At 68.7% G+C, this 18,229-nt stretch carries 16 protein-coding genes; 4 read left to right on the top strand and 12 right to left on the bottom strand.

The features are described from left to right. The 6 genes from AOZ49_RS31765 to AOZ49_RS13170 form a co-directional block, all read right to left on the bottom strand. Positions 1-127: biotin/lipoyl-containing protein (locus AOZ49_RS31765; RefSeq protein WP_156355657.1), on the bottom strand; the 127-nt coding region annotated here is incomplete at its 3' end. A 1-nt stretch (position 128) separates the two neighbouring features. Then, positions 129-1,172, bottom strand: a complete 1,044-nt coding sequence (locus tag AOZ49_RS13150) for an alpha-ketoacid dehydrogenase subunit beta (RefSeq protein WP_054475761.1) — start codon at positions 1,170-1,172, stop codon at positions 129-131. Between the two features lie 3 nt (positions 1,173-1,175). Further along, complete coding sequence (locus AOZ49_RS13155) at positions 1,176-2,408, bottom strand: 3-methyl-2-oxobutanoate dehydrogenase (2-methylpropanoyl-transferring) subunit alpha (protein ID WP_054432036.1); 1,233 nt, start codon at positions 2,406-2,408, stop codon at positions 1,176-1,178. Between the two features lie 241 nt (positions 2,409-2,649). After that, complete coding sequence (locus AOZ49_RS13160; protein WP_054475763.1) at positions 2,650-5,052, bottom strand: TonB-dependent siderophore receptor; 2,403 nt, start codon at positions 5,050-5,052, stop codon at positions 2,650-2,652. A gap of 61 nt (positions 5,053-5,113) precedes the next feature. Next, positions 5,114-6,085 (bottom strand): FecR domain-containing protein, encoded by a 972-nt coding sequence (locus AOZ49_RS13165; RefSeq protein WP_054475933.1) that lies wholly within the window; start codon positions 6,083-6,085, stop codon positions 5,114-5,116. Beyond that, a complete protein-coding gene (locus AOZ49_RS13170; RefSeq protein WP_054432041.1) occupies positions 6,082-6,594 on the bottom strand; it encodes a sigma-70 family RNA polymerase sigma factor in 513 nt (170 codons plus the stop codon). The genes AOZ49_RS13165 and AOZ49_RS13170 overlap by 4 nt, the downstream gene beginning before the upstream one ends. A 234-nt stretch (positions 6,595-6,828) precedes the next feature. Between AOZ49_RS13170 and AOZ49_RS13175 the strand changes: the two genes are divergently transcribed. After that, complete coding sequence (locus tag AOZ49_RS13175) at positions 6,829-7,155, top strand: hypothetical protein (RefSeq protein WP_054432044.1); 327 nt, start codon at positions 6,829-6,831, stop codon at positions 7,153-7,155. Positions 7,156-7,213: 58 nt separating this feature from the next. On the opposite strand, the gene AOZ49_RS13180 is transcribed toward AOZ49_RS13175, so the two are convergent. Further along, positions 7,214-7,807: a nitroreductase family protein gene (locus tag AOZ49_RS13180; RefSeq protein WP_054475765.1), complete on the bottom strand. Its 594-nt coding sequence runs from the start codon at positions 7,805-7,807 to the stop codon at positions 7,214-7,216. Positions 7,808-7,932: 125 nt separating this feature from the next. Further along, the gene (gene cadR, locus AOZ49_RS13185) at positions 7,933-8,367 is read right to left on the bottom strand and encodes a Cd(II)/Pb(II)-responsive transcriptional regulator (RefSeq protein ID WP_054432250.1); all 435 of its coding nucleotides are present in this window, start codon (positions 8,365-8,367) and stop codon (positions 7,933-7,935) included. 96 nt (positions 8,368-8,463) lie between these two features. Between cadR and AOZ49_RS13190 the strand changes: the two genes are divergently transcribed. Then, positions 8,464-10,947, top strand: a complete 2,484-nt coding sequence (locus AOZ49_RS13190) for a heavy metal translocating P-type ATPase (RefSeq protein ID WP_054475767.1) — start codon at positions 8,464-8,466, stop codon at positions 10,945-10,947. A gap of 75 nt (positions 10,948-11,022) precedes the next feature. Here AOZ49_RS13190 and speG read toward each other — a convergent pair whose 3' ends face one another. Further along, positions 11,023-11,607 (bottom strand): spermidine N1-acetyltransferase, encoded by a 585-nt coding sequence (speG, locus tag AOZ49_RS13195; protein WP_006394339.1) that lies wholly within the window; start codon positions 11,605-11,607, stop codon positions 11,023-11,025. 230 nt (positions 11,608-11,837) lie between these two features. Further along, positions 11,838-12,752: a LysR family transcriptional regulator gene (locus AOZ49_RS13200; RefSeq protein WP_054432050.1), complete on the bottom strand. Its 915-nt coding sequence runs from the start codon at positions 12,750-12,752 to the stop codon at positions 11,838-11,840. Between the two features lie 170 nt (positions 12,753-12,922). On the opposite strand from AOZ49_RS13200, the gene AOZ49_RS13205 reads away from it, so the two are divergent. Together AOZ49_RS13205 and AOZ49_RS13210 are read left to right on the top strand one after the other, a co-directional pair. Continuing rightward, positions 12,923-14,224 (top strand): MFS transporter, encoded by a 1,302-nt coding sequence (locus AOZ49_RS13205; RefSeq protein WP_054432052.1) that lies wholly within the window; start codon positions 12,923-12,925, stop codon positions 14,222-14,224. 18 nt (positions 14,225-14,242) lie between these two features. Next, entirely contained in the window at positions 14,243-15,736 is a 1,494-nt protein-coding gene (locus tag AOZ49_RS13210) for a M81 family metallopeptidase (RefSeq protein ID WP_054475769.1), read from the top strand. A gap of 88 nt (positions 15,737-15,824) precedes the next feature. Here AOZ49_RS13210 and AOZ49_RS13215 read toward each other — a convergent pair whose 3' ends face one another. Beyond that, on the bottom strand, positions 15,825-16,529 hold the full coding sequence (locus tag AOZ49_RS13215; protein ID WP_054432056.1) for a riboflavin synthase: 705 nt from the start codon (positions 16,527-16,529) through the stop codon (positions 15,825-15,827). Positions 16,530-16,639: 110 nt separating this feature from the next. After that, entirely contained in the window at positions 16,640-18,073 is a 1,434-nt protein-coding gene (locus AOZ49_RS13220; RefSeq protein ID WP_054475771.1) for an aldehyde dehydrogenase family protein, read from the bottom strand. Positions 18,074-18,229: the final 156 nt, after the last annotated feature.

Genomic DNA, 18,229 nt, shown 5'->3' on the forward strand with positions numbered 1-18,229 from the left:
CGGTCATGACGTCGGCCAGCGGCTGGTCCTCGGCGACGGTGTCGCCCACCTTGACGTGCCAGCCCACCAGTTCGACCTCGGCAATGCCTTCGCCGATGTCGGGCATCTTGATGACATGAATCCCCATCTCACACCTCCATCGCGCGTTTGAACGCTTCGCCGACCCGGCGCGGGCCGGGGAAATACGCCCATTCCTGCGCGTGCGAGTAGGGCGTATCCCAACCGGTCACGCGCTCGACGGGCGCTTCGAGGTGATGGAAGCAGTGTTCTTGCACCAGCGAGATCAGCTCGGCGCCATAGCCGCAGGTGCGCGTGGCTTCGTGCACCACGACGCAGCGGCCGGTCTTCTTGACCGAGTTGACGATGGTCTCCAGGTCCAGCGGCCACAGGCTGCGCAGGTCGATGACCTCGGCGTCGATGCCAGTTTCCTCGGCCGCGGTCAGCGACACGTGCACCGTGGTGCCATAGGTCAGCACCGTCAGCGCGTTGCCGGGCCGCACGATGGCGGCGGAGTCCAGCGGCACGGTGTAGTAGCCGGTCGGCACCACGCTGCCCGGGCGGCCGGTCCACGGCGTCACGGGACGGTCGTGGTGGCCGTCGAACGGGCCGTTGTACAGGCGCTTGGGTTCCAGGAAGATGACCGGATCGTCGTTCTCGATGGACGCGATCAGCAGGCCCTTGGCGTCGTAGGGGTTGGACGGCATCACCGTGCGCAGCCCGCAGACCTGGGTGAACATCGCCTCGGGGCTCTGGCTGTGCGTCTGGCCGCCGTAGATGCCGCCGCCGCAGGGCATGCGGATGGTCATGGGCGCGATGAATTCGCCCACCGAGCGGTAGCGCAGGCGCGCCGCCTCGGACACGATCTGGTCGGAGGCCGGGTAGAAATAGTCGGCGAACTGGATCTCGCACACCGGCCGCAGGCCGTAGGCGCCCATGCCCACCGCCACGCCGACGATGCCGCCCTCGGAGATCGGCGTGTCGAACACGCGCGAGCTGCCGTACTTGGCCTGCAGGCCCTCGGTGCAGCGGAACACGCCGCCGAAATAGCCCACGTCCTGGCCGAACACCACCACGTTGCCGTCACGCTCCAGCATCACATCCATGGCCGAGCGCAAAGCCTGGATCATGGTCATCGGCGCGGACGCCGGACCCCCATTGTTATCGATAGCCATGACTCACACTCCGAGCTGCTGACGTTGCCGGCGCAGGTGCTCCGGCATGTCCTTGTAGACGTCTTCAAAGATGCTGGCGGCGCTGGGGACGTGGCCGTCCACCAGGGTGCCGTAGCTTTCCGCTTCCTTCTGCGCCGCCTGGATCTCGGCGTCGAGCTCGGCGCGCACCGCGTCGTGCTCGGCCTCGGACCAGATGCCACGCAGGATCAGGTGCTTCTTGAAGCGCTCGATCGGGTCGCCCAGCGGGAAGTGGCTCCAGTCGTCGCCGGGGCGGTACTTGGAGGGGTCGTCGGAGGTGGAGTGCGGGCCCGCGCGATAGGTCACCCATTCGATCAGGGTGGGGCCGAGATTGCTGCGCGCGCGTTCGGCGGCCCAGCGCGAGGCGGCGTAGACCGCCAGGAAATCGTTGCCATCGACTCGCAGCGAGGCGATGCCGCAGCCCACGCCACGGCCGGCGAAGGTGGCGCCCTCGCCCCCGGCGATGGCCTGGAAGGTCGAGATCGCCCACTGGTTGTTGACCACGTTCAGGATCACCGGCGCGCGGTACACGTGGGCGAAGGTCAGCGCGGTGTGGAAGTCCGCCTCGGCGGTGGCGCCGTCGCCGATCCAGCCGGACGCGATGCGGGTATCGCCCTTGATGGCCGAGGCCATGCCCCAGCCCACCGCCTGGATGAACTGCGTGGCCAGGTTGCCCGAAATGGTGAAGAAGCCGTTCTCGCGGTCGGAATACATGACCGGCAGCTGGCGCCCCTTGAGCGGGTCGCGCTCGTTGGACATGAGCTGGCACATCATGGTCACCAGCGACACGTCGCGCGCCAGCAGGATGCTCTGCTGGCGGTAGGTCGGGAAGCACATGTCGCCCTGCTCCAGCGCCAGCGCATGGGCCGAGCCGATGGCCTCTTCGCCCAGGCTCTGCATGTAGAAGGAGATCTTCTTCTTGCGCTGGGCGGTCAGCATGCGGCCGTCGAAGATGCGCGTCTTGAGCATGGTGCGCATGCCACGGCGCAGCAGCTCGTCGCTGATCTCCGGCGCCCACGGGCCGACGGCGCGGCCGTCGTCGTCGATGACCCGCACCAGGCTGTAGGCCAGGCTGCCGGTGTCGATCGCGGCGACATCAATGGGGGGTTTGGGCACCTCGCCGGGCGGCGACAGGCGCAGGTAGGAAAAGTCGGTCTTGCAACCCGGACGCCCGGTAGGCTCGGGGACGTGCAACTTCAGCGGCCCATATTGGCTCATGAATTGTCTCCACGCTTGATCGTGTCATGCGCATTCTTCTCACCAAGACACTGCCCGGGGGGGGGTGACCTCGGACATTGCCATCGTCGGCCTGTGCAAAGGGATAAACATGCACGGCCGGGAGCCAGAGTAGCACAGGGCGCGGCCCCGAGACAGGGGCCGCGCCGGGCCTTGCTGGCCGTGCGGTTCGGGGCCGGCCGGCGCGCGCGGCAGGGGGTTGCACGCCCCTGCCCGCCCGCTATCACCAGCGGTAGGTCGCCGTGCCGATCACGCGGCGCGGCTCGCCGTAGAAGCAACCATAGGTGCAGCTGCCGATGTAGGTCTTGTCGGCCAGGTTGGTGGCGTTGAGCGCGAACCGCCAGGGGCCGGTGGTGTAGCTGACCATGGCGTCGAACAGCGTGAAGGACGGCACCTCGACCGCCGTGCCATGCGCCAGGCCGCGCGTGCTGCCGACGTAGCGCACGCCCGCGCCGACCCGCAGCCCCGGCAGGCCGAAGGCGCCGAAGCCGTAGTCGCCCCAGACCGAGAACTGGTTGAACGGCACCGAGTTCAGGCGCTTGCCGACCTCGTCCGGTTGCAGCGGGCTGGCCTTGAGGGTGCGCGCATCGGTGTAGGCATAGGCGGCGATCAGGTTGGCGTGGCGGCCGACGCGGGTGCGCGCCTCCAGCTCCAGCCCGCGGGTGCGCGCCTGGCCGGCCTGGATTTCGTAGTTGGTATCGAACGGGTCGGCCACGTTCACGTTCTTGCGCGTCAGTTGGTACACCGCCGCCGACAGCATGGTGTCCGACCCGGCCGGCTGATAGCGCACGCCCGCTTCGTATTGCTCGCCGGTGGTAGGCTTGAAACGGCTGCCCTGGCGGTCCTGGCCGCTGGTCGGCTCGAACGATTCGCTGTAGCTCAGGAACGGCGCCAGGCCGTTGTCGGCCAGGTAGACGATGCCGGCGCGGCCGGTGAAGGCCTGGCTCTTTTCATTGTCCGCGATCTTTTCGCCGGTGAAGAAATTGCGTTCGTTGACCGTGACCCAATCGTGCCGCCCACCCAGCAGCAGCACCCACTTGTCGGCGATCTTGACCTGATCCTGCAGGTAAACCCCCAGGCGCTTCATGTCGGTTTTCGAGGACGACCACGGGAACGGCGTGGCCGGTCCCAGGGGGACGCCGTAGACCGGGTCATAGAGATCGATGTTGGTGTTGCTGCGCTGGTAGCGCTCGGTCTCGTGCTTGGGCAGCGAGTAGTCCAGGCCCGCCAGCAGCGTGTGGCGCAGCGGGCCGGTGGTGGCGTCGTACTGCAGCGATGTATCGGCCACGACCGCCGAGGACCGGTCCCAGCGCGGCATCGCGCCGCGATCGGCGGTGTGGCGCTGGTCGGGCTGCAGCTGCCAGATGTCGGTGGAGAAATAGGTGCTGTCGGCGTGGAAGTAGCGCACGCTGTTGCGCAGCTTGAGCTGGTCCGTGAACGCGTGTTCGAACAGGTAGCCGATCGAATAGCGCTTCATGATGAATTTGTCGAAGCCAGGTTCACCCGTGAAGCGATTGCGGGGAATCCTGCCGTTGGGATTGGGCAGGACCGTGCCCTGGCCAGGCAGGCCGTAGACGTAGGCCGTGCGGTCCTCCTGGTATTCCGCCAGCAGGGTCAGCGAAGTGGCATCGCTGGGTTGCCACTTGAGGGCCGGGGCCACGTAGGTCCGGTCGTCCGGCACGTGATCGATGAAGGTATCGCTGTCGCGCTTGAGGGCGGTCAGGCGGTAAGACCATTTGCCCTCGTCATCGAGCGCGCCGCCGAAGTCGCCGGAGATCTGCTTGCGGCGGAAGTTGCCCGCCTCGACGTTCAGTTCATGCAGCGGCTCGGTCGTGGGCCGCTTGCTGACCGTGTTGATGACACCGCCCGGCGGCGCCGCGCCGTAGAGCACCGAGGCGGCGCCCTTGAGGAACTCGACCCGTTCCAGCCCGTACAGTTCCTGCCGTCCGTTGTAGATATTCACGGTGTACAGCGTGCCATCGCGATAGTAGTTACCCTGGCTGCCGCGAAAGCCGCGCAGGAACAGGCTGTCGGAGGTGCGATCCTGGCCTTCCGCGCGGCTCACGCCCGCCACGTAGCCCAGCGCGTCCTGCAGGCTCTGCGCCTTGAGCGTCTCGATTTCCTCGGCGCCGACCACCGTGATCGACTGCGGCGTCTCGATGATGGGCGTGTCGGTCTTGGTGCCGGTGGCGCTGACACGGGCGGCGTAGCCATGCAGCGGACCGGAGGGCGATTCGACCGCGCCGGTCACGCGCACCGGCTCCAGCAGGGTGGCGTCGCCCGCCTGCGGCAGGGGCCGCGCGCTGAAGGTGCCATTGGCGGTGATGCGCAACTCCAGGCCGCTGCCGGCCAGCGCCTGGCGCAAGGCCTGCTCGGCGGTGTAGGTGCCGGCCACGGCCGGGGCCTGGCGGCCCGCCACCAGCGCCGGATCGACCGACACCGCGTGGCCGCTCTGGCGCGCGATACGGGTCAGGGTCTCGGCCAGCGGCGCGGCGGGCAGATCGTAGCGCTGCGCCATGGGCGCGCCCGATTGGGCGCCCGCCTGGGCCTGGGCGATGCCGGCCGGCGCGGCCAGGGCGATGAGGAACGCGGCCGCCAGCTGCGGCGCGGGACGAACGGGGAACATGGAATCTCCTGCGACAAGGGGGTGCTTCAGGAGGTATGTCCAGCGAGCCCGCCGCGAGCGATCATTTTTTTTCGGCGGCATCGGCGCGCAGGTCGATGCTGACCAGCCAGCCGCCCAGCGTGGCGACCTCGATCGGCAGCGTCTGGCGCAGGGATTCCAGCACGCGGTCGGTGTCGTCCAGCGGAAACGCGCCCAGCACCCGCAGCCGGGCGGCCTCGGGAGAGATGCGCAAAAAGCCGCGCCGGTATGGCCGCAATGCCGCCACCACCTCGCCCAGCGGCTGGTCGCGCACCACCAGCATGCCGTCGTGCCAGGCGGCGGCCTCGGCCAGCGCGGCGTCCGGCGCGCCGATGCCGTCCGCGCCGAAGCGCGCGCCCTCGCCCGCCGCCAGCGTGCGCCGCTGGCCCGCCGCGCGGATCTCGACACTGTGCTCGATCACACAGGCGACACTGCCCCGCGCATCGCGCGCCACGCCGAACACCGTGCCCAAGGCCTGCACCTCGCCATCGGGACTGGCGACGATGAAGGGCCGCTCGGCGTCCGCCGCCACCCGCACGTAGACCGCGCCCTCGCGCAACCGCAGCACGCGGACGCGGTCATCGAATTGCAGGTCGACGGCGGAGCGCGCGTTCAGGGTGACCACGCTGCCGTCCGGCAGCGGATAGACGTGGCGTTCGCCGGTGCCGGTGCGCAGGTCGGCGGCCAGGGTCCGCAACGGCGTCTGGCGATCGACCAGGGCGGCCAGCCCGCCGGCCGCCAGCGCCAGCATCAAGGCATTGCGCAGCGCCCGGCGGCGCGAGGTCGGCGCCAGCAGCGCCGCGCCGGCCGCCCGGGACGAGGCGCCCTCGCCCAGCGGCGCAAAGGTGCTGTCCAGGGCGCCGGTGACCATGTCCCAGGCGGCGGCGTGGCGCGGGTCGGTCCGATGCCAGGCCTCGAACCGGGCGCGGTCAGCGGCGCTTGCCTCGCCCGACGACAGCAGCACCATCCAGTCGACCGCCGCCTCGACGGCGGCCGGCAGCGCGGGCGCGCTCATGCGGCCAGGCGCGCGGCCACGCACAGCGTGATGGCCTGCTTCATGCCGCGCCGGACGGTGATGGCCGACACGCCGAGCTGTTCGGCGATCTGCGGATAGGTCAGTTCGTGTAACTGGCTCAGGAGGAATATCTGGCGGGTGCGCGCCGGCAGGCGTTGCAGGGCGCGGTCGATCTGCATCAGGGCCTCGACCACCAGCGCGCGCTGTTCTTCGCTGGGCGCGCAGGCCTGCGGCAGGGATTCGAGGCTGTCGAGGTAGGCGCGCTCCAGCTCGCGGCGGCGCCAGAAGGTATACAGCGTGCGCTGCGCCAGCGTGGTCAGGAACGCGCGGGGTTCGTGGATCGGCTCGGTCTGGCGCCCGGCCAGCACCCGCAGGAAGGTATCGTGCGCCAGGTCGGCGGCGTCATGGCGGCAGCCCAGCCGGCGCCGCAGCCATTCCAGCAGCCACGGATGATGGGCCTCGTACAGCTGGGCGGCGGTGTGCGGCGTCGGCTGCGCAGAATGGGACATGGCGGGGAATGGGAGGGCGGGCTAATCAACAATAAGAATTATTGTCATTTATTGATGGCCGCGCAAGCCTGCCCGGTGCAGCCGGATGGCGAGCAACGTCGGCCTGGCCCGGTGTGGTGGCTCGGCGGCTTGGCTCGGTGGCTTGGCTCGGTGGCTTGGCTGGGCGGCTTGGCTTGCTGGACCGCATCTGGCCGACCTCTATACTTGCGGCTTCCGATTCCCCTGGAAACCGACGTGCCTCGATTGACTGCCTCGAAAGGGTTCAGCTGGACCGGCATCGTGTTTGCCGCGCTTTACCTCGCCATCGTCATCCTCTGCATCGCCGGCGCACTGTCCGCCGACGGCGACGACAAGGGCCGCTTCGTGCTGCTCCAATTGCCATTGGCCTTGCAGCTTGCGCTGCTGCACGAACTGAACCTGGACCGGCTGCTCGGTGAGCTGTCCTGGGTCGGCGGCTACCTGCTGATCGGGCTGCCGACGCTGGCCCTCTTCTATTTCGCGGGCTGGGGCCTGGAGAAACTCGTGCGCGCGGCCTTCCGGCCCATCGCGTCACAACGGTAGGCGACACGCAATAAAAAACCGGCCAGCGGCCGGTTTTTCTATCGCGCCACGGCGCGCGTCAGAGCAGGCCGGTCCACTCGGTGACGAACTCGCGGTAGTCCGGGCGGTTGGCCGGCGGCACCGCGCACGCCGGCGTGCCGATGGCCAGGAAGCCGAGGAAGCGGTAGTCGAGCGAATCCAGGCCCAGCGCCGCCTGCACGTCTTCGACGTAGGTGCCGATGCCGGTGCTCCAGAACGCGCCGTAGCCCAGCATGTGGGCGGCGTTCAGGATGTTCATGGTGGCGCAGCCGGTGGCCAGCAGTTGCTCGGCCTCGGGGATCTTGGTGTTGTCGTGGGCGATCTTCTGCGCCACGGCGACGAACAGCGGCACGCTCGCCATCCACTCGCGCACCGACCTTTCCTTTTCCGGCGTCATGCGCGGATCGCCGCTGCGCTTGACGGCCTCCAGCGCCACATCGGCCAGCTTGCCGATGGCCTCGCCCTGGATCACCACGAAGCGCCACGGACGCAGCGCGCCGTGGTCGGGGGCCGACATCGCGGCCTGCAGGATCTGTTCGAGTTCGGCGGGTTTGGGCGCCGGGCCCCGCAGGAACTTCACGGAACGGCGCGAGGTGATGGCGTGCAAGGGCGTGGCGATGGCGGTCTGGGTCATGGAGTGAGGCACAAGTAACGGAATTCTGGCGGCTTCCCAAATGGGAAAGAGAAGGGTTCTCATATTACGCCATGGCCGCGGCGGGGACGGCTATCCCCCTGCCCGGCGCATGGCGACTGGCGGCGTCAACCCAGGTGGGTATGGCGCTCCTGGCGTTCCTCGACCTGCATTTCCGACAGGCCGTGCAGGATGCCGCAATCTTCCGTATCCGGCCGCGCCGACAGGCAGCGCTGGCGCAGATCGGTCAATTGCGTCTTCAACTGGGTCAGTTCGGCGATGCGCTCGTCCACATGGGAAATGTGCTCGTCGAACAGTTCATTAATAGGGCCGCATCCAGTCTGGTGATTGTCCGCCAGCGACAGGATGGCGCGGATCTCGTCCTGGGTCATGTCCAGGGCGCGGCAGTTGCGGATCAGCCGCAGCCGCTCCAGGTGGGTCTGGCCGTAGCTGCGGTAGTTGTTCAGGCCGCGCTCCGGGGCGGGCAGCAGCCCTTCCTTCTCGTAATACCTGACGGTTTCGACCGTGGTGCCGGCCGCCGTGGCCAATTCGCCGATACGCATCATGCCTCCCGGACGCATCCGATGGATTAAGGGGTTGACCCTATAGTAACTCCAAGGTGTGGAATACGGTCAACGGCTTACGAAAAGGCAACCACGATGTCTTGCGCAACGAACAAACACACCGATCCCGCCGCTTCCGGACAACCGGACGCCTGCTGCGGCACGAAGGCCCCGGCTGCGCCCGGCGGGCATGACCACGCCGCCGGCGGATGCTGCGGCCCCGCGCAAGGCAAGGCCGCCGCGGCCGACGGCCATCGCCACGAAGGCGCCGGCCATGACCACGATCACGGCCACGATCACGATCACGGCCACGATCACAACCACAGCCACAGCCACGACCACGACCACGGCCATGCCCACGCGCCGGCGCATGACCACGGCGCCTCGGCCTGCTGCGGCCACGATGCCGGCGACATCCAGATGTCCGCCGGCGGCGCGGCCGTGCTGCAGGCCGGCCCGGGCCAGTTGCTGGCCCGCCTGCGCATCGGCCAGATGGACTGCCCGACCGAGGAAACGCTGATCCGCAAGAAGCTCGACAGCGTCGACGGCGTGCACGCGCTGGACTTCAACCTGATGCAGCGCATCCTGACGGTGGTGCACGCCGAGGGCGCGCTGGACCGCATCACCGCCGCCATCAAGTCGCTGGGCATGACGCCCGAACCGCTGGCCGAAGGCGCCGCGCGCACCCCGGCGCCGGCCGCCGCGCGCGTCAACTGGTGGGCCATCGGCGGCGCCGGCGTGCTTGCCGGCCTGTCGGAAGCCTCGCACTTTGCCAGCATGCACTGGGGCGTCACCGCCGCGCTGGCGGTCGCCGCCATCCTCGCCTGCGGCATCAGCACCTACCGCAAGGGCTGGATCGCCGTGCGCAACGGCAACCTCAACATCAACGCGCTCATGAGCATCGCCGTCACCGGCGCCGTGCTGATCGGACAATGGCCGGAAGCGGCCATGGTGATGTTCCTCTTCAACGTCGCCGAACTGATCGAGGCGCGTTCGCTCGACCGCGCCCGCAACGCCATCCGCGGCCTGCTCGACCTGGCGCCCGAAACCGCCACCGTGCGCCAGGCCGACGGCAGCTGGCAATCGATGCCGGCGGCGCAACTGCAGGTCGACGACGTGGTCCGCGTGCGGCCGGGCGAACGCATCGCCGCCGACGGCATCATCGTCAGCGGCCGTTCGGCGGTGGACCAATCCCCCATCACCGGCGAAAGCCTGCCGGTCGAGAAGGCCGAAGGCGACCCGGTCTACGCCGCCACCGTCAACGCGGCCGGCTCGTTCGACTACCGCGTCACCGCGGCGGCCGGCAACACCACGCTGGCGCGCATCATCCACGCGGTCGAGCAGGCCCGGGGCGCGCGCGCCCCGACCCAGCGCTTCATCGACCGCTTCTCGCGCATCTATACGCCCGTGGTGGTCGGCGTGGCCGTGCTGGTGGCGGTCCTGCCGCCGCTGCTGTGGAGCCAGCCCTGGTTCGACGCGATCTACCGCGCGCTGGCGCTGCTGATCATCGCCTGCCCCTGCGCCCTGGTGATCTCCACGCCGGTCAGCATCGTCAGCGGCCTGACGGCGGCCTCGCGCCGCGGCATCCTGGTCAAGGGCGGCGTGTACCTGGAAGAAGGCCGCAACCTGAAGTGGCTGGCGCTGGACAAGACCGGCACGCTGACCCACGGCAAGCCGGTGCAGACCGACCTGCAGGACTGGGACGTCTCCGACCTGACGCGCCAACCCGCGGCGCTGGTCGCCGCCAGCCTGGCGGCCCGCTCCGACCACCCGGTCTCGCTGGCCGTGGCCAACGCCGCGCGCGACGCCGGCAAGGCGCTGCTGGACGTGGACGACTTCACCGCCCTGCCCGGCCGCGGCGTCAGCGGCAAGGTGGATGGCGTGGCGTTCCAGCTGGGCAACCGCCGCCTGATGCGTGAGCTGGGCGTGTCCAGCCCCAAGCTGGAAGCCCGCCTCGACGAACTGGAACGGCAGGGCAAGAGCGCCATCGCGCTCAGCGACGGCCAGCGCGTGCTGGCGCTGGCGGCGGTGGCCGACACGGTCAAGCCCACCAGCGCGGCCGCCATCGCCGACTTGCACGCGCTGGGCGTGCGCACCCTGATGCTGACGGGCGACAACACGCCCACAGCGCAGGCCATCGCGCGCCAGGTCGGCATCGACGAAGCGCGCGGCGACCAGTTGCCCGAAGACAAGCTGGCCGCGATCGAGAGCAAGCTGGCGCCCGCCGCCAAGGTCGGCATGGTCGGCGACGGCATCAACGACGCCCCGGCCCTGGCCCGCGCCGACATCGGCTTCGCCATGGGCGCGGCCGGCACCGGCACCGCCATCGAAACGGCCGACGTGGCGCTGATGGACGATGACCTGCGCAAGATCGGCACCTTCCTGCGCCTGTCGCGCGCCACCCACAGCGTGCTGATCCAGAACATCGCGCTGGCGCTGGACATCAAGGCCGTGTTCCTGACCCTGGCGATGACCGGCAACGCCACGCTGTGGATGGCGGTGTTCGCCGACGTCGGCGCCAGCCTGCTGGTGGTGGCCAACGGCTTGCGGCTGCTGCGGGCCGCGCCGCAGACGGCCTGAACCGCCGGCGCCATGACGTGAAAACGCCCCCGGGGAGAATTCCCCGGGGGCGTTTTTTCATCGCCATACCATTCGTCAGCCCGTCTGCTCTTCCTGCGGCCAGTCGCGCAGCACCGGCGCGTCCGGCGCGCCCGGGCCGACGTCGCGCAGATGGTCGTGCTGCAGCAGCGCCATGCGGTAGGCGTCGCGATAGGTGCCGTTGGAAAAGAACTCTTCCTTGAGCAGCCCTTCGATCTGGAAGCCGCAGCGCTCGTAGATGTGCACGGCGGCGCGGTTGTCTTTGTCCACCACCAGGTAGACCTTGTGCAGGTTCAGCACGCGGAAGGCGTAGCCCACCGCGATGCGGGTGGCGGCCTTGGCGTAGCCGCGGCCCTGGTAGCTGGGCGCGATGATGATCTGGAATTCGGCGCGACGGTGGATGTAGTCGATTTCCACCAGTTCCACCAGGCCGGCCGGCTGGCCGGTGTCGTGCTCGATGATGAAGCGCCGCTCGTTCTGGTCGTGCAAGTGGCGGTCATAGAGGGCGACCAGTTCGTCGTAGGCCTCGTAAGGCTCTTCGAACCAATAACGCATGATGACGTCGTTATTGTTGATCTTGTGCACGAAGTGCAGGTCGCCGCGCTCCAGGGGGCGTATTTTGATATCGGATATTACCGACATAGAAACCTCCGAAAGTGCTGCCATTGTAGCTGACATTGCCCTGAAACGCCCGTTACATGGCGATTCCATGGGAAGAATGGCTTGTTCATTGACCTACAGCAGAAAAATGCCTGAAAAAGCGCATGAATGCTGAAACTTCAAAGAATCATCCGGCGCCATTCGTAACGAAATCCGCCCTTAGCCGGGCCCGGCCGGCATTGCCCGCCGCCCCTTGCGGACACATGCCGCCATCAGGGCGCCGCGAACGCCGGCAGGCGCTGTTCGATGCGCCGCGCCACCTCGTTGGCCGCCGACGACAACGGCCGCCCCAGCCGCAGCAGCATCTGGCACTCGGGCGCGCTCAGGATCGGATGCGCGATCGGCAGCGCCACCAGTTCGCCGCTGGCCAGTTCGTGGTGCACGCCCAGGTTCGGCATCAGCGTCACGCCGGCGCCGCTGATCGCGTATTGCTTGAGCACGCGCAGCGAGTTGGTGGTCAGGCTGGGCGTGAGATGGATGCGTTCGGTGAATTCCAGCAGGTCGACCGCCTGGCGCAAGCCATAGGGCGCGGACATCAGCGCGAACGGATACGGCAGGATGTCGGCAATCGTCAGCGGCGCGCGGCGCCGCGCCAGCGCGTGATCCGGCAGCGCCAGCAGGCAGACCGGATGCTTGCGGCTGGCGCGGCAGCGCAGCCGCGGATCGACCGGCGGGTTGTAGGCCAGGCCGATGTGCGCGGCATCCGTGGCCACCGCCTCGACCACCTCGTTGACCGAGCCGACATTGACGCTGACGTTGATGCGCGGATGCTCGATGCAGAACGGCCCGACCACGTGCTCCATCAGGCTGTCGATGAAGCCCTCGCTGATCATCAGGTGGACGTTGCCGCGCCGCATGCCGCGCAGCTCCTGCAGGCGCGTGTTCAGGTGCTCCTGCTGCGCGCGGCAGGCGCGGTGGTATTCGAGCAGCATGTCGGCGGCCTCGGTCGGCGTCAGCCCGCGCGCGCGGCGCTCGAACAGCGCAACGCCCAGTTCCTTTTCCAGCAGCTGGATCTGGCGGCTGATGACCGACGGCGCGGTGCCGAGCTTGTCGGCCGCGCCGCGGATCGAGCCACAGGCCACGACCTCATTGAAGTACTTCAGCCGCGTCTGGCTGATTTCGGCCATCGCTCCCCCTTTGTTTTCCGTTGCCCTGAAGGCAACGATAATTTATCACCCAGGTCATTGTTTCGAACACTGCGTGCTCGCAATATGGACGCCGCGCGGACCCACCCCGGGGACCGCCGCCATCCCAACCACCGCGGCGGGCGCAGACCCGCCCGCGAGGAGACAACGCAATGCCCCATCAGGCCACGCCAGGCGCCGATCCGCGCCTGGCTCCGCTTTATCGCAAGATCACCTGGCGCCTGCTGCCGTTCCTGCTGCTCTGTTATGTGTTCGCCTACCTGGACCGCATCAACATCGGCTTCGCCAAGCTGCAGATGCAGCAGGACATCGGCATCTCGGATGCCGTCTACGGCCTGGGCGCGGGCATCTTCTTTCTCGGCTACGTGATGTTCGAGGTGCCCAGCAACCTGCTGCTGACGCGCATCGGCGCGCGCCGCACCATCAGCCGCATCATGGTGCTGTGGGGCCTGACCTCGGCCTCGATGCTGTTCGTGCAGGGCGAATGGAGCTTCTACGTCCTGCGCTTCATGCTGGGCGTGTTCGAGGCCGGCTTCGCCCCCGGCATGATCTTCTACCTGACCTACTGGTACTCGCAATCGCGCATGGCCGGCGTCATGGCGGTGGTGATGCTGGCCGGCCCGATCGGCGGCATCGTCGGCGGCCCGGTCTCGGCCTGGATCATGACGGCCTTCTCCGGCGCGCACGGGCTGGACGGCTGGCAATGGATGTTCCTGCTCGAAGGCCTGCCCTGTGTGCTGCTGGGCGTCATCGCCTTCCGCTACCTGGACGACAAGCCGGCCGAGGCGCGCTGGCTCAGCGCCGAGGAAAAGGCGCTGCTGGCCGCCGACCTGGACAGCCGCGGCGCGCACAAGAAGCACGCCTTCGCCCAGGTGCTGCGCGACCCGGCCATCTACGGCATGGCGCTGACCTACTTCTGCCTGATCTGCGGCATCTACGCGGTCAGCTTCTGGCTGCCGACGCTGCTCAAGCTGGCGGGGGTGCAGGACACCATGCAGATCGGCCTGTACTCGGCGATCCCATACGTGGCCGCGGCGGTCTTCATGCTGGGGTTCGCGCGCAGCTCCGACCGCCTGCGCGAGCGCCGCTGGCACACGCTGGTGCCGGCGCTGCTGGCCGGCGTGGCGCTGTGCATCGCCACCGCGGCGCCGACGCAATTCGCGCTATCCCTGACGGCCATCACGCTCGCCACGGGCTTCATGTGGGCCGCCTACACGGTATTCTGGGCGATTCCGTCGCAGTACCTGCAAGGGGAAGCCGCGGCGGGCGGCATCGCGCTGATCAACAGCATCGGCCTGCTGGGCGGTTTCCTCAGTCCGTCCATCATCGGCTGGATCAAGGAATCCACCGGCAGCCTGGCCGGCGGCCTGTACGCGATCTCCGCCCTGCTGGTGGCCGGCGCCCTGCTGCTGCTGGTGAACCGTCCTCCCCAATCCGCGCCCGCGCGCGCCTGACGCTCCAAGGAATCGATCATGCACATTCTGGTGGCTGGCTTCCAGCACGAGACCAATACCTTCGCGCCGTCCAAGGCGGCCTATGAGAACTTCGTGCGCGGCGAGGGCTTTCCCGCCATGGTGCGCGGCGAGGACATGCTGGCGCTGCGCGAGGTCAACATCCCCGCCGGCGGCTTCATCAACGCCGCGCTGGCGCAGGGCCACACCGTGCGCACGGTGATCTGGGCCGGCGCCAGCCCGTCGGCCCACGTCACCCGCGACGCCTACGAACGCATCGCCGGCGAGATCGTCGACGCGGCGCGCGCCGGCGGCTTCGACGCCATCTACCTGGACCTGCACGGCGCCATGGTGGCCGAGCATCTGGACGACGGCGAAGGCGAACTGCTGGCGCGGGTGCGCGCCCTGGTCGGCCCCGGCGTGCCGGTGGTCGGCAGCCTGGACCTGCACGCCAACGTCACCGCGCGGATGCTGCGCGAGGCCGACGGCCTGGCCGCTTTCCGCACCTACCCGCACGTGGACATGGCGGTGACCGGCGAGCATGCCGCGCGCCTGCTGGCCGCGCGCATCGCGGCCGGCGACAAGTGGGTGCGGGCCGAACGCCGCCTGCCCTTCCTGATCCCCATCAACGGCATGTGCACGATGCTGCAGCCGTCACAGGGCGTGTACGAAGAACTGGAACGCCTGGAGCAGACGCCGGGCGTGGCCTCGATCTCGTTCGCGCCGGGCTTTCCGGCGGCCGATTTCCCCGAATGCGGCCCGGTGGTGTGGGCCTATGGCACCGACGCCGACGCGGTCGAGCGCGTGACCGAGGCGCTGTACCAGCGCGTGCTGGAACTGGAACCGCAATGGTCGCCCGACTTCCTGGCGCCGGCCGATGCGGTCAAGCGGGCCCAGGCGCTCGCGGCCGGCGCCTCGCGCCCCGTGGTCATCGCCGACACCCAGGACAATCCGGGCGCGGGCGGCGACGCCAACACCACCGGCATGCTGCGCGCGCTGGTCCAGGCCGACGCGCAGAACGCCGCGCTGGGCCTGTTCTATGACCCCGAGGCGGTGCGCCAGGCCACCGCCGCCGGACTCGGCAGCACGGTGCGGCTGCGGTTGGGCGGGCAGTCCGGCGTGGCCGGCGACGCGCCGTTCGAAGGCGACTTCGTGGTCGAGACGCTGTCGTCCGGCAAGCTGCGCTTTGACGGCCCGATGATGAACGGCATGGACGTGGACCTGGAGGCGGTGGCCGGGCTGCGGCTGGGCGGCGTGCGCGTGGTGGTCAGCGCCACCAAGTCGCAGATGCTGGACCGCAACCTGTTCCGCGTCGGCGGCGTGCAGCCCGAGGAGATGGCGATTTTGGTGGTGAAAAGCTCGGTGCACTTCCGCGCCGACTTCCAGCCGATCGCGCACGAGGTGCTGGTGGCCAAGGCCCCCGGCCCGATGCAGGCCGATCCCGCCGACCTGCCCTGGACCCGGCTGCAACCGGGCATCCGCATCAAGCCGCTGGGGCCGGCGTTCTCGTTCTGACGGCAGCGCGCCGCCCGCACTGACGCGGCTCGGCGCGCGGCGGGTCCGGACACGAACGGGAAGCGGACGGGGCGCGGACGGCCCCGGCTTACTTGAGCTTGCCCTGCGGGCTGACGAAATCTTCCAGCGTCAGCCCTTTTTCCTTGAGGATGGCTTCCAGCAGCGGCTGCAGCTTGCCCAGGCTTTCCTGGACCGTCTCGCGTACCGTGTCCACCACCACCTGGGTGCTGCGCTCGATCTCGATGTTGACGTGGTCGCCCACCTGCTTGTCCTCGAACACCGTCATGCGGCGGGTCTCGGGGATCAGCCAGACTTCGAACCAGCCTTCGGCGCGGTTGACCTCGGACACGGTCAGGCTGGCGCCGTTGATGGCGATGTAGCCCTTGGCGAACACGTACTTGCGAAAGGCCTCGGGGATGCTGAAGCGCATCAGGCGATTGGTGTCCGACGACTTCACCATCACCACTTCCGAGGTGAAATCGACGTGGCCGGAGAGCGGATGGCCGCCGATCTCGGCGCCATCCTTGGCGGCGCGCTCGACGTTGGCACGGTCGCCTTCCTGGTAGCTGCCAAGCGTGGTGATGGCCAGGCTTTGCAGCATGACATCGAAGGTGGCCTGGTTGGCGTCGAGGATTTCGGTGACCGTCAGGCAGACGCCGTCGGTCGAGACGCTGGCGCCGATCGCCAGGTCCTGGCAGAAGCCCTCGGGAAACGCCAGCGTGAACGTGCGCAGGCCTTCGCGATCCGCGATTTTCGCGATTTTCGCGGTGCCTTGAACAATACCGGTGAACATGCTGATCCTGGATACGGGGCGTGGCGCCCCTGGCAAAACATCAAAGGTAACCGATATTTTGCCACCGGGCGCCCGCCCCTGTCGGGGCGGCACGCCCGGCCGCCGCCGGATCAGTGGCGGATGGCGATGGTCTTCAGGGTGGTGAAGCCGTACAGCGCCTCGAAGCCCTTTTCACGGCCGTAGCCCGACTGGCGCGAACCGCCGAACGGCAGTTCCACGCCGCCGCCGGCGCCGTAATTGTTGACGAACACCTGGCCGGCGCGCAGCTTGCGCGCCAGGCGCAGCTGGCGGCCGCCGTCGCGGGTCCAGACGCCGGCCACCAGGCCGTAGAGCGTGCCGTTGGCGATCTCCAGCGCTTCTTCCTCGGTGTCGAACACCATGGCGGCCAGCACCGGGCCGAACACTTCTTCCTGCGCCAGGCGGCTCTTGGGCGGCACGTCGCGGAACAGCACCGGCGGCTGGTAGAAGCCGCTGTCGGGCGCGCCGTCCTTGAGCTTGCCGCGCGCGGCGACCTTCAGGCCCTCGGCTTCGGCCTCGGCCAGGAAACCGCGCACGCGGTCATGCTGGCGGGCGCTGATCAGCGGACCGACATCCAGGTCCTGCGCGGCCGGGCCGGTGACGGTGGCCGAGAAGGCCTCGCCCAGGCGCGCCAGCACTTTTTCATAGATGCCGCGCTGGATCAGCACGCGGCTGCCGGCCGAGCAGGTCTGGCCGGCGTTCTGGATGATGGCGGCCAGCAGCACCGGCATGGCGGCGTCCAGGTCGGCGTCGTCGAACACGATCTGCGGCGACTTGCCGCCCAGTTCCAGCGTCACCGGCACGTGGTTCTCGGCGGCGGCGTGCGCCACCATCTTGCCGGTCTGCGGCGAGCCGGTGAACGAGATGTGGTCGATGCCCGGGTGCGCCGACAAGGCGGCGCCGGCCTCGTGGCCGTAGCCGGTGCAGATGTTCAGCGCGCCGGCGGGCAGGCCCACCTCGGCGGCGATCTCGGCCACCTTGAGCAGCGACAGGCAGGCGTCCTCGGCCGGCTTGACCACGCAGGCATTGCCCGCGGCCAGCGCGGCGCCGACGCTGCGGCCAAAGATCTGCAGCGGATAGTTCCACGGCACGATGTGGCCGGTGACGCCATGCGCCTCGCGCACGGTCAGCACGGTGAAGCCGGGGGTGTAGGGAATGGTCTCGCCATGCAGCTTGTCGACCGCGCCGGCGTAGAACTCGAAATAGCGGGCCACGGCGGCCGCGTCGGCGCGGGCCTGCTTGATCGGCTTGCCGGCGTCGGCCGATTCCAGCTGCGCCAATTCTTCCTGGCGCTCCAGCAGCGCGAAGGCGATGCGCATGAGCAGGCGGCTGCGGGCGGCGGGCGCCATCCGGCCCCACTCGCCCTCGAAGGCCTCGCGCGCGGCGACCACGGCGCGGTCCACGTCTTCCTCGCCCGAACGCGCGATGGCGTCGAAGGCCTTGCCATCGGACGGGTTCAGGACGGGAATGGTTTCGCCGCTGGCGGCGGGCACCCACTGGTTGGCGATAAAGTTCTTCTGGGTCACGGTGTGCGGAGTAAAGTAGCGGCCGGTTGGCCGGTTGCGGGATGGATCCAAGGTAAGGGAGCCCTCAACAACTTGTCAATTGAATTGACAGCTTTCGTCCCAAGCTTCAGGATATTTTTGGCCGGACTGGGGTTATCCCTAGGCTTTCAAGCCCTT

It is taken from the genome of Achromobacter sp. 2789STDY5608615 (assembly GCF_001298995.1).
Lineage (GTDB): Bacteria > Pseudomonadota > Gammaproteobacteria > Burkholderiales > Burkholderiaceae_B > Achromobacter > Achromobacter insuavis.

Excerpts from the sequence above, each read along its gene's own strand:
- AOZ49_RS13170 (WP_054432041.1), bottom strand. The coding sequence starts at position 6,594 with ATGTCCCATTCTGCGCAGCCGACGCCGCACACCGCCGCCCAGCTGTAC.
- AOZ49_RS13180 (WP_054475765.1), bottom strand. The coding sequence starts at position 7,807 with ATGACCCAGACCGCCATCGCCACGCCCTTGCACGCCATCACCTCGCGC.
- AOZ49_RS13200 (WP_054432050.1), bottom strand. The coding sequence starts at position 12,752 with ATGGCCGAAATCAGCCAGACGCGGCTGAAGTACTTCAATGAGGTCGTG.
- AOZ49_RS13205 (WP_054432052.1), top strand. The coding sequence starts at position 12,923 with ATGCCCCATCAGGCCACGCCAGGCGCCGATCCGCGCCTGGCTCCGCTT.
- AOZ49_RS13155 (WP_054432036.1), bottom strand. The coding sequence starts at position 2,408 with ATGAGCCAATATGGGCCGCTGAAGTTGCACGTCCCCGAGCCTACCGGG.
- AOZ49_RS13190 (WP_054475767.1), top strand. The coding sequence starts at position 8,464 with ATGTCTTGCGCAACGAACAAACACACCGATCCCGCCGCTTCCGGACAA.
- AOZ49_RS13160 (WP_054475763.1), bottom strand. The coding sequence starts at position 5,052 with ATGTTCCCCGTTCGTCCCGCGCCGCAGCTGGCGGCCGCGTTCCTCATC.
- speG (WP_006394339.1), bottom strand. The coding sequence starts at position 11,607 with ATGTCGGTAATATCCGATATCAAAATACGCCCCCTGGAGCGCGGCGAC.
- AOZ49_RS13150 (WP_054475761.1), bottom strand. The coding sequence starts at position 1,172 with ATGGCTATCGATAACAATGGGGGTCCGGCGTCCGCGCCGATGACCATG.
- cadR (WP_054432250.1), bottom strand. The coding sequence starts at position 8,367 with ATGCGTATCGGCGAATTGGCCACGGCGGCCGGCACCACGGTCGAAACC.
- AOZ49_RS13210 (WP_054475769.1), top strand. The coding sequence starts at position 14,243 with ATGCACATTCTGGTGGCTGGCTTCCAGCACGAGACCAATACCTTCGCG.
- AOZ49_RS13165 (WP_054475933.1), bottom strand. The coding sequence starts at position 6,085 with ATGAGCGCGCCCGCGCTGCCGGCCGCCGTCGAGGCGGCGGTCGACTGG.
- AOZ49_RS13215 (WP_054432056.1), bottom strand. The coding sequence starts at position 16,529 with ATGTTCACCGGTATTGTTCAAGGCACCGCGAAAATCGCGAAAATCGCG.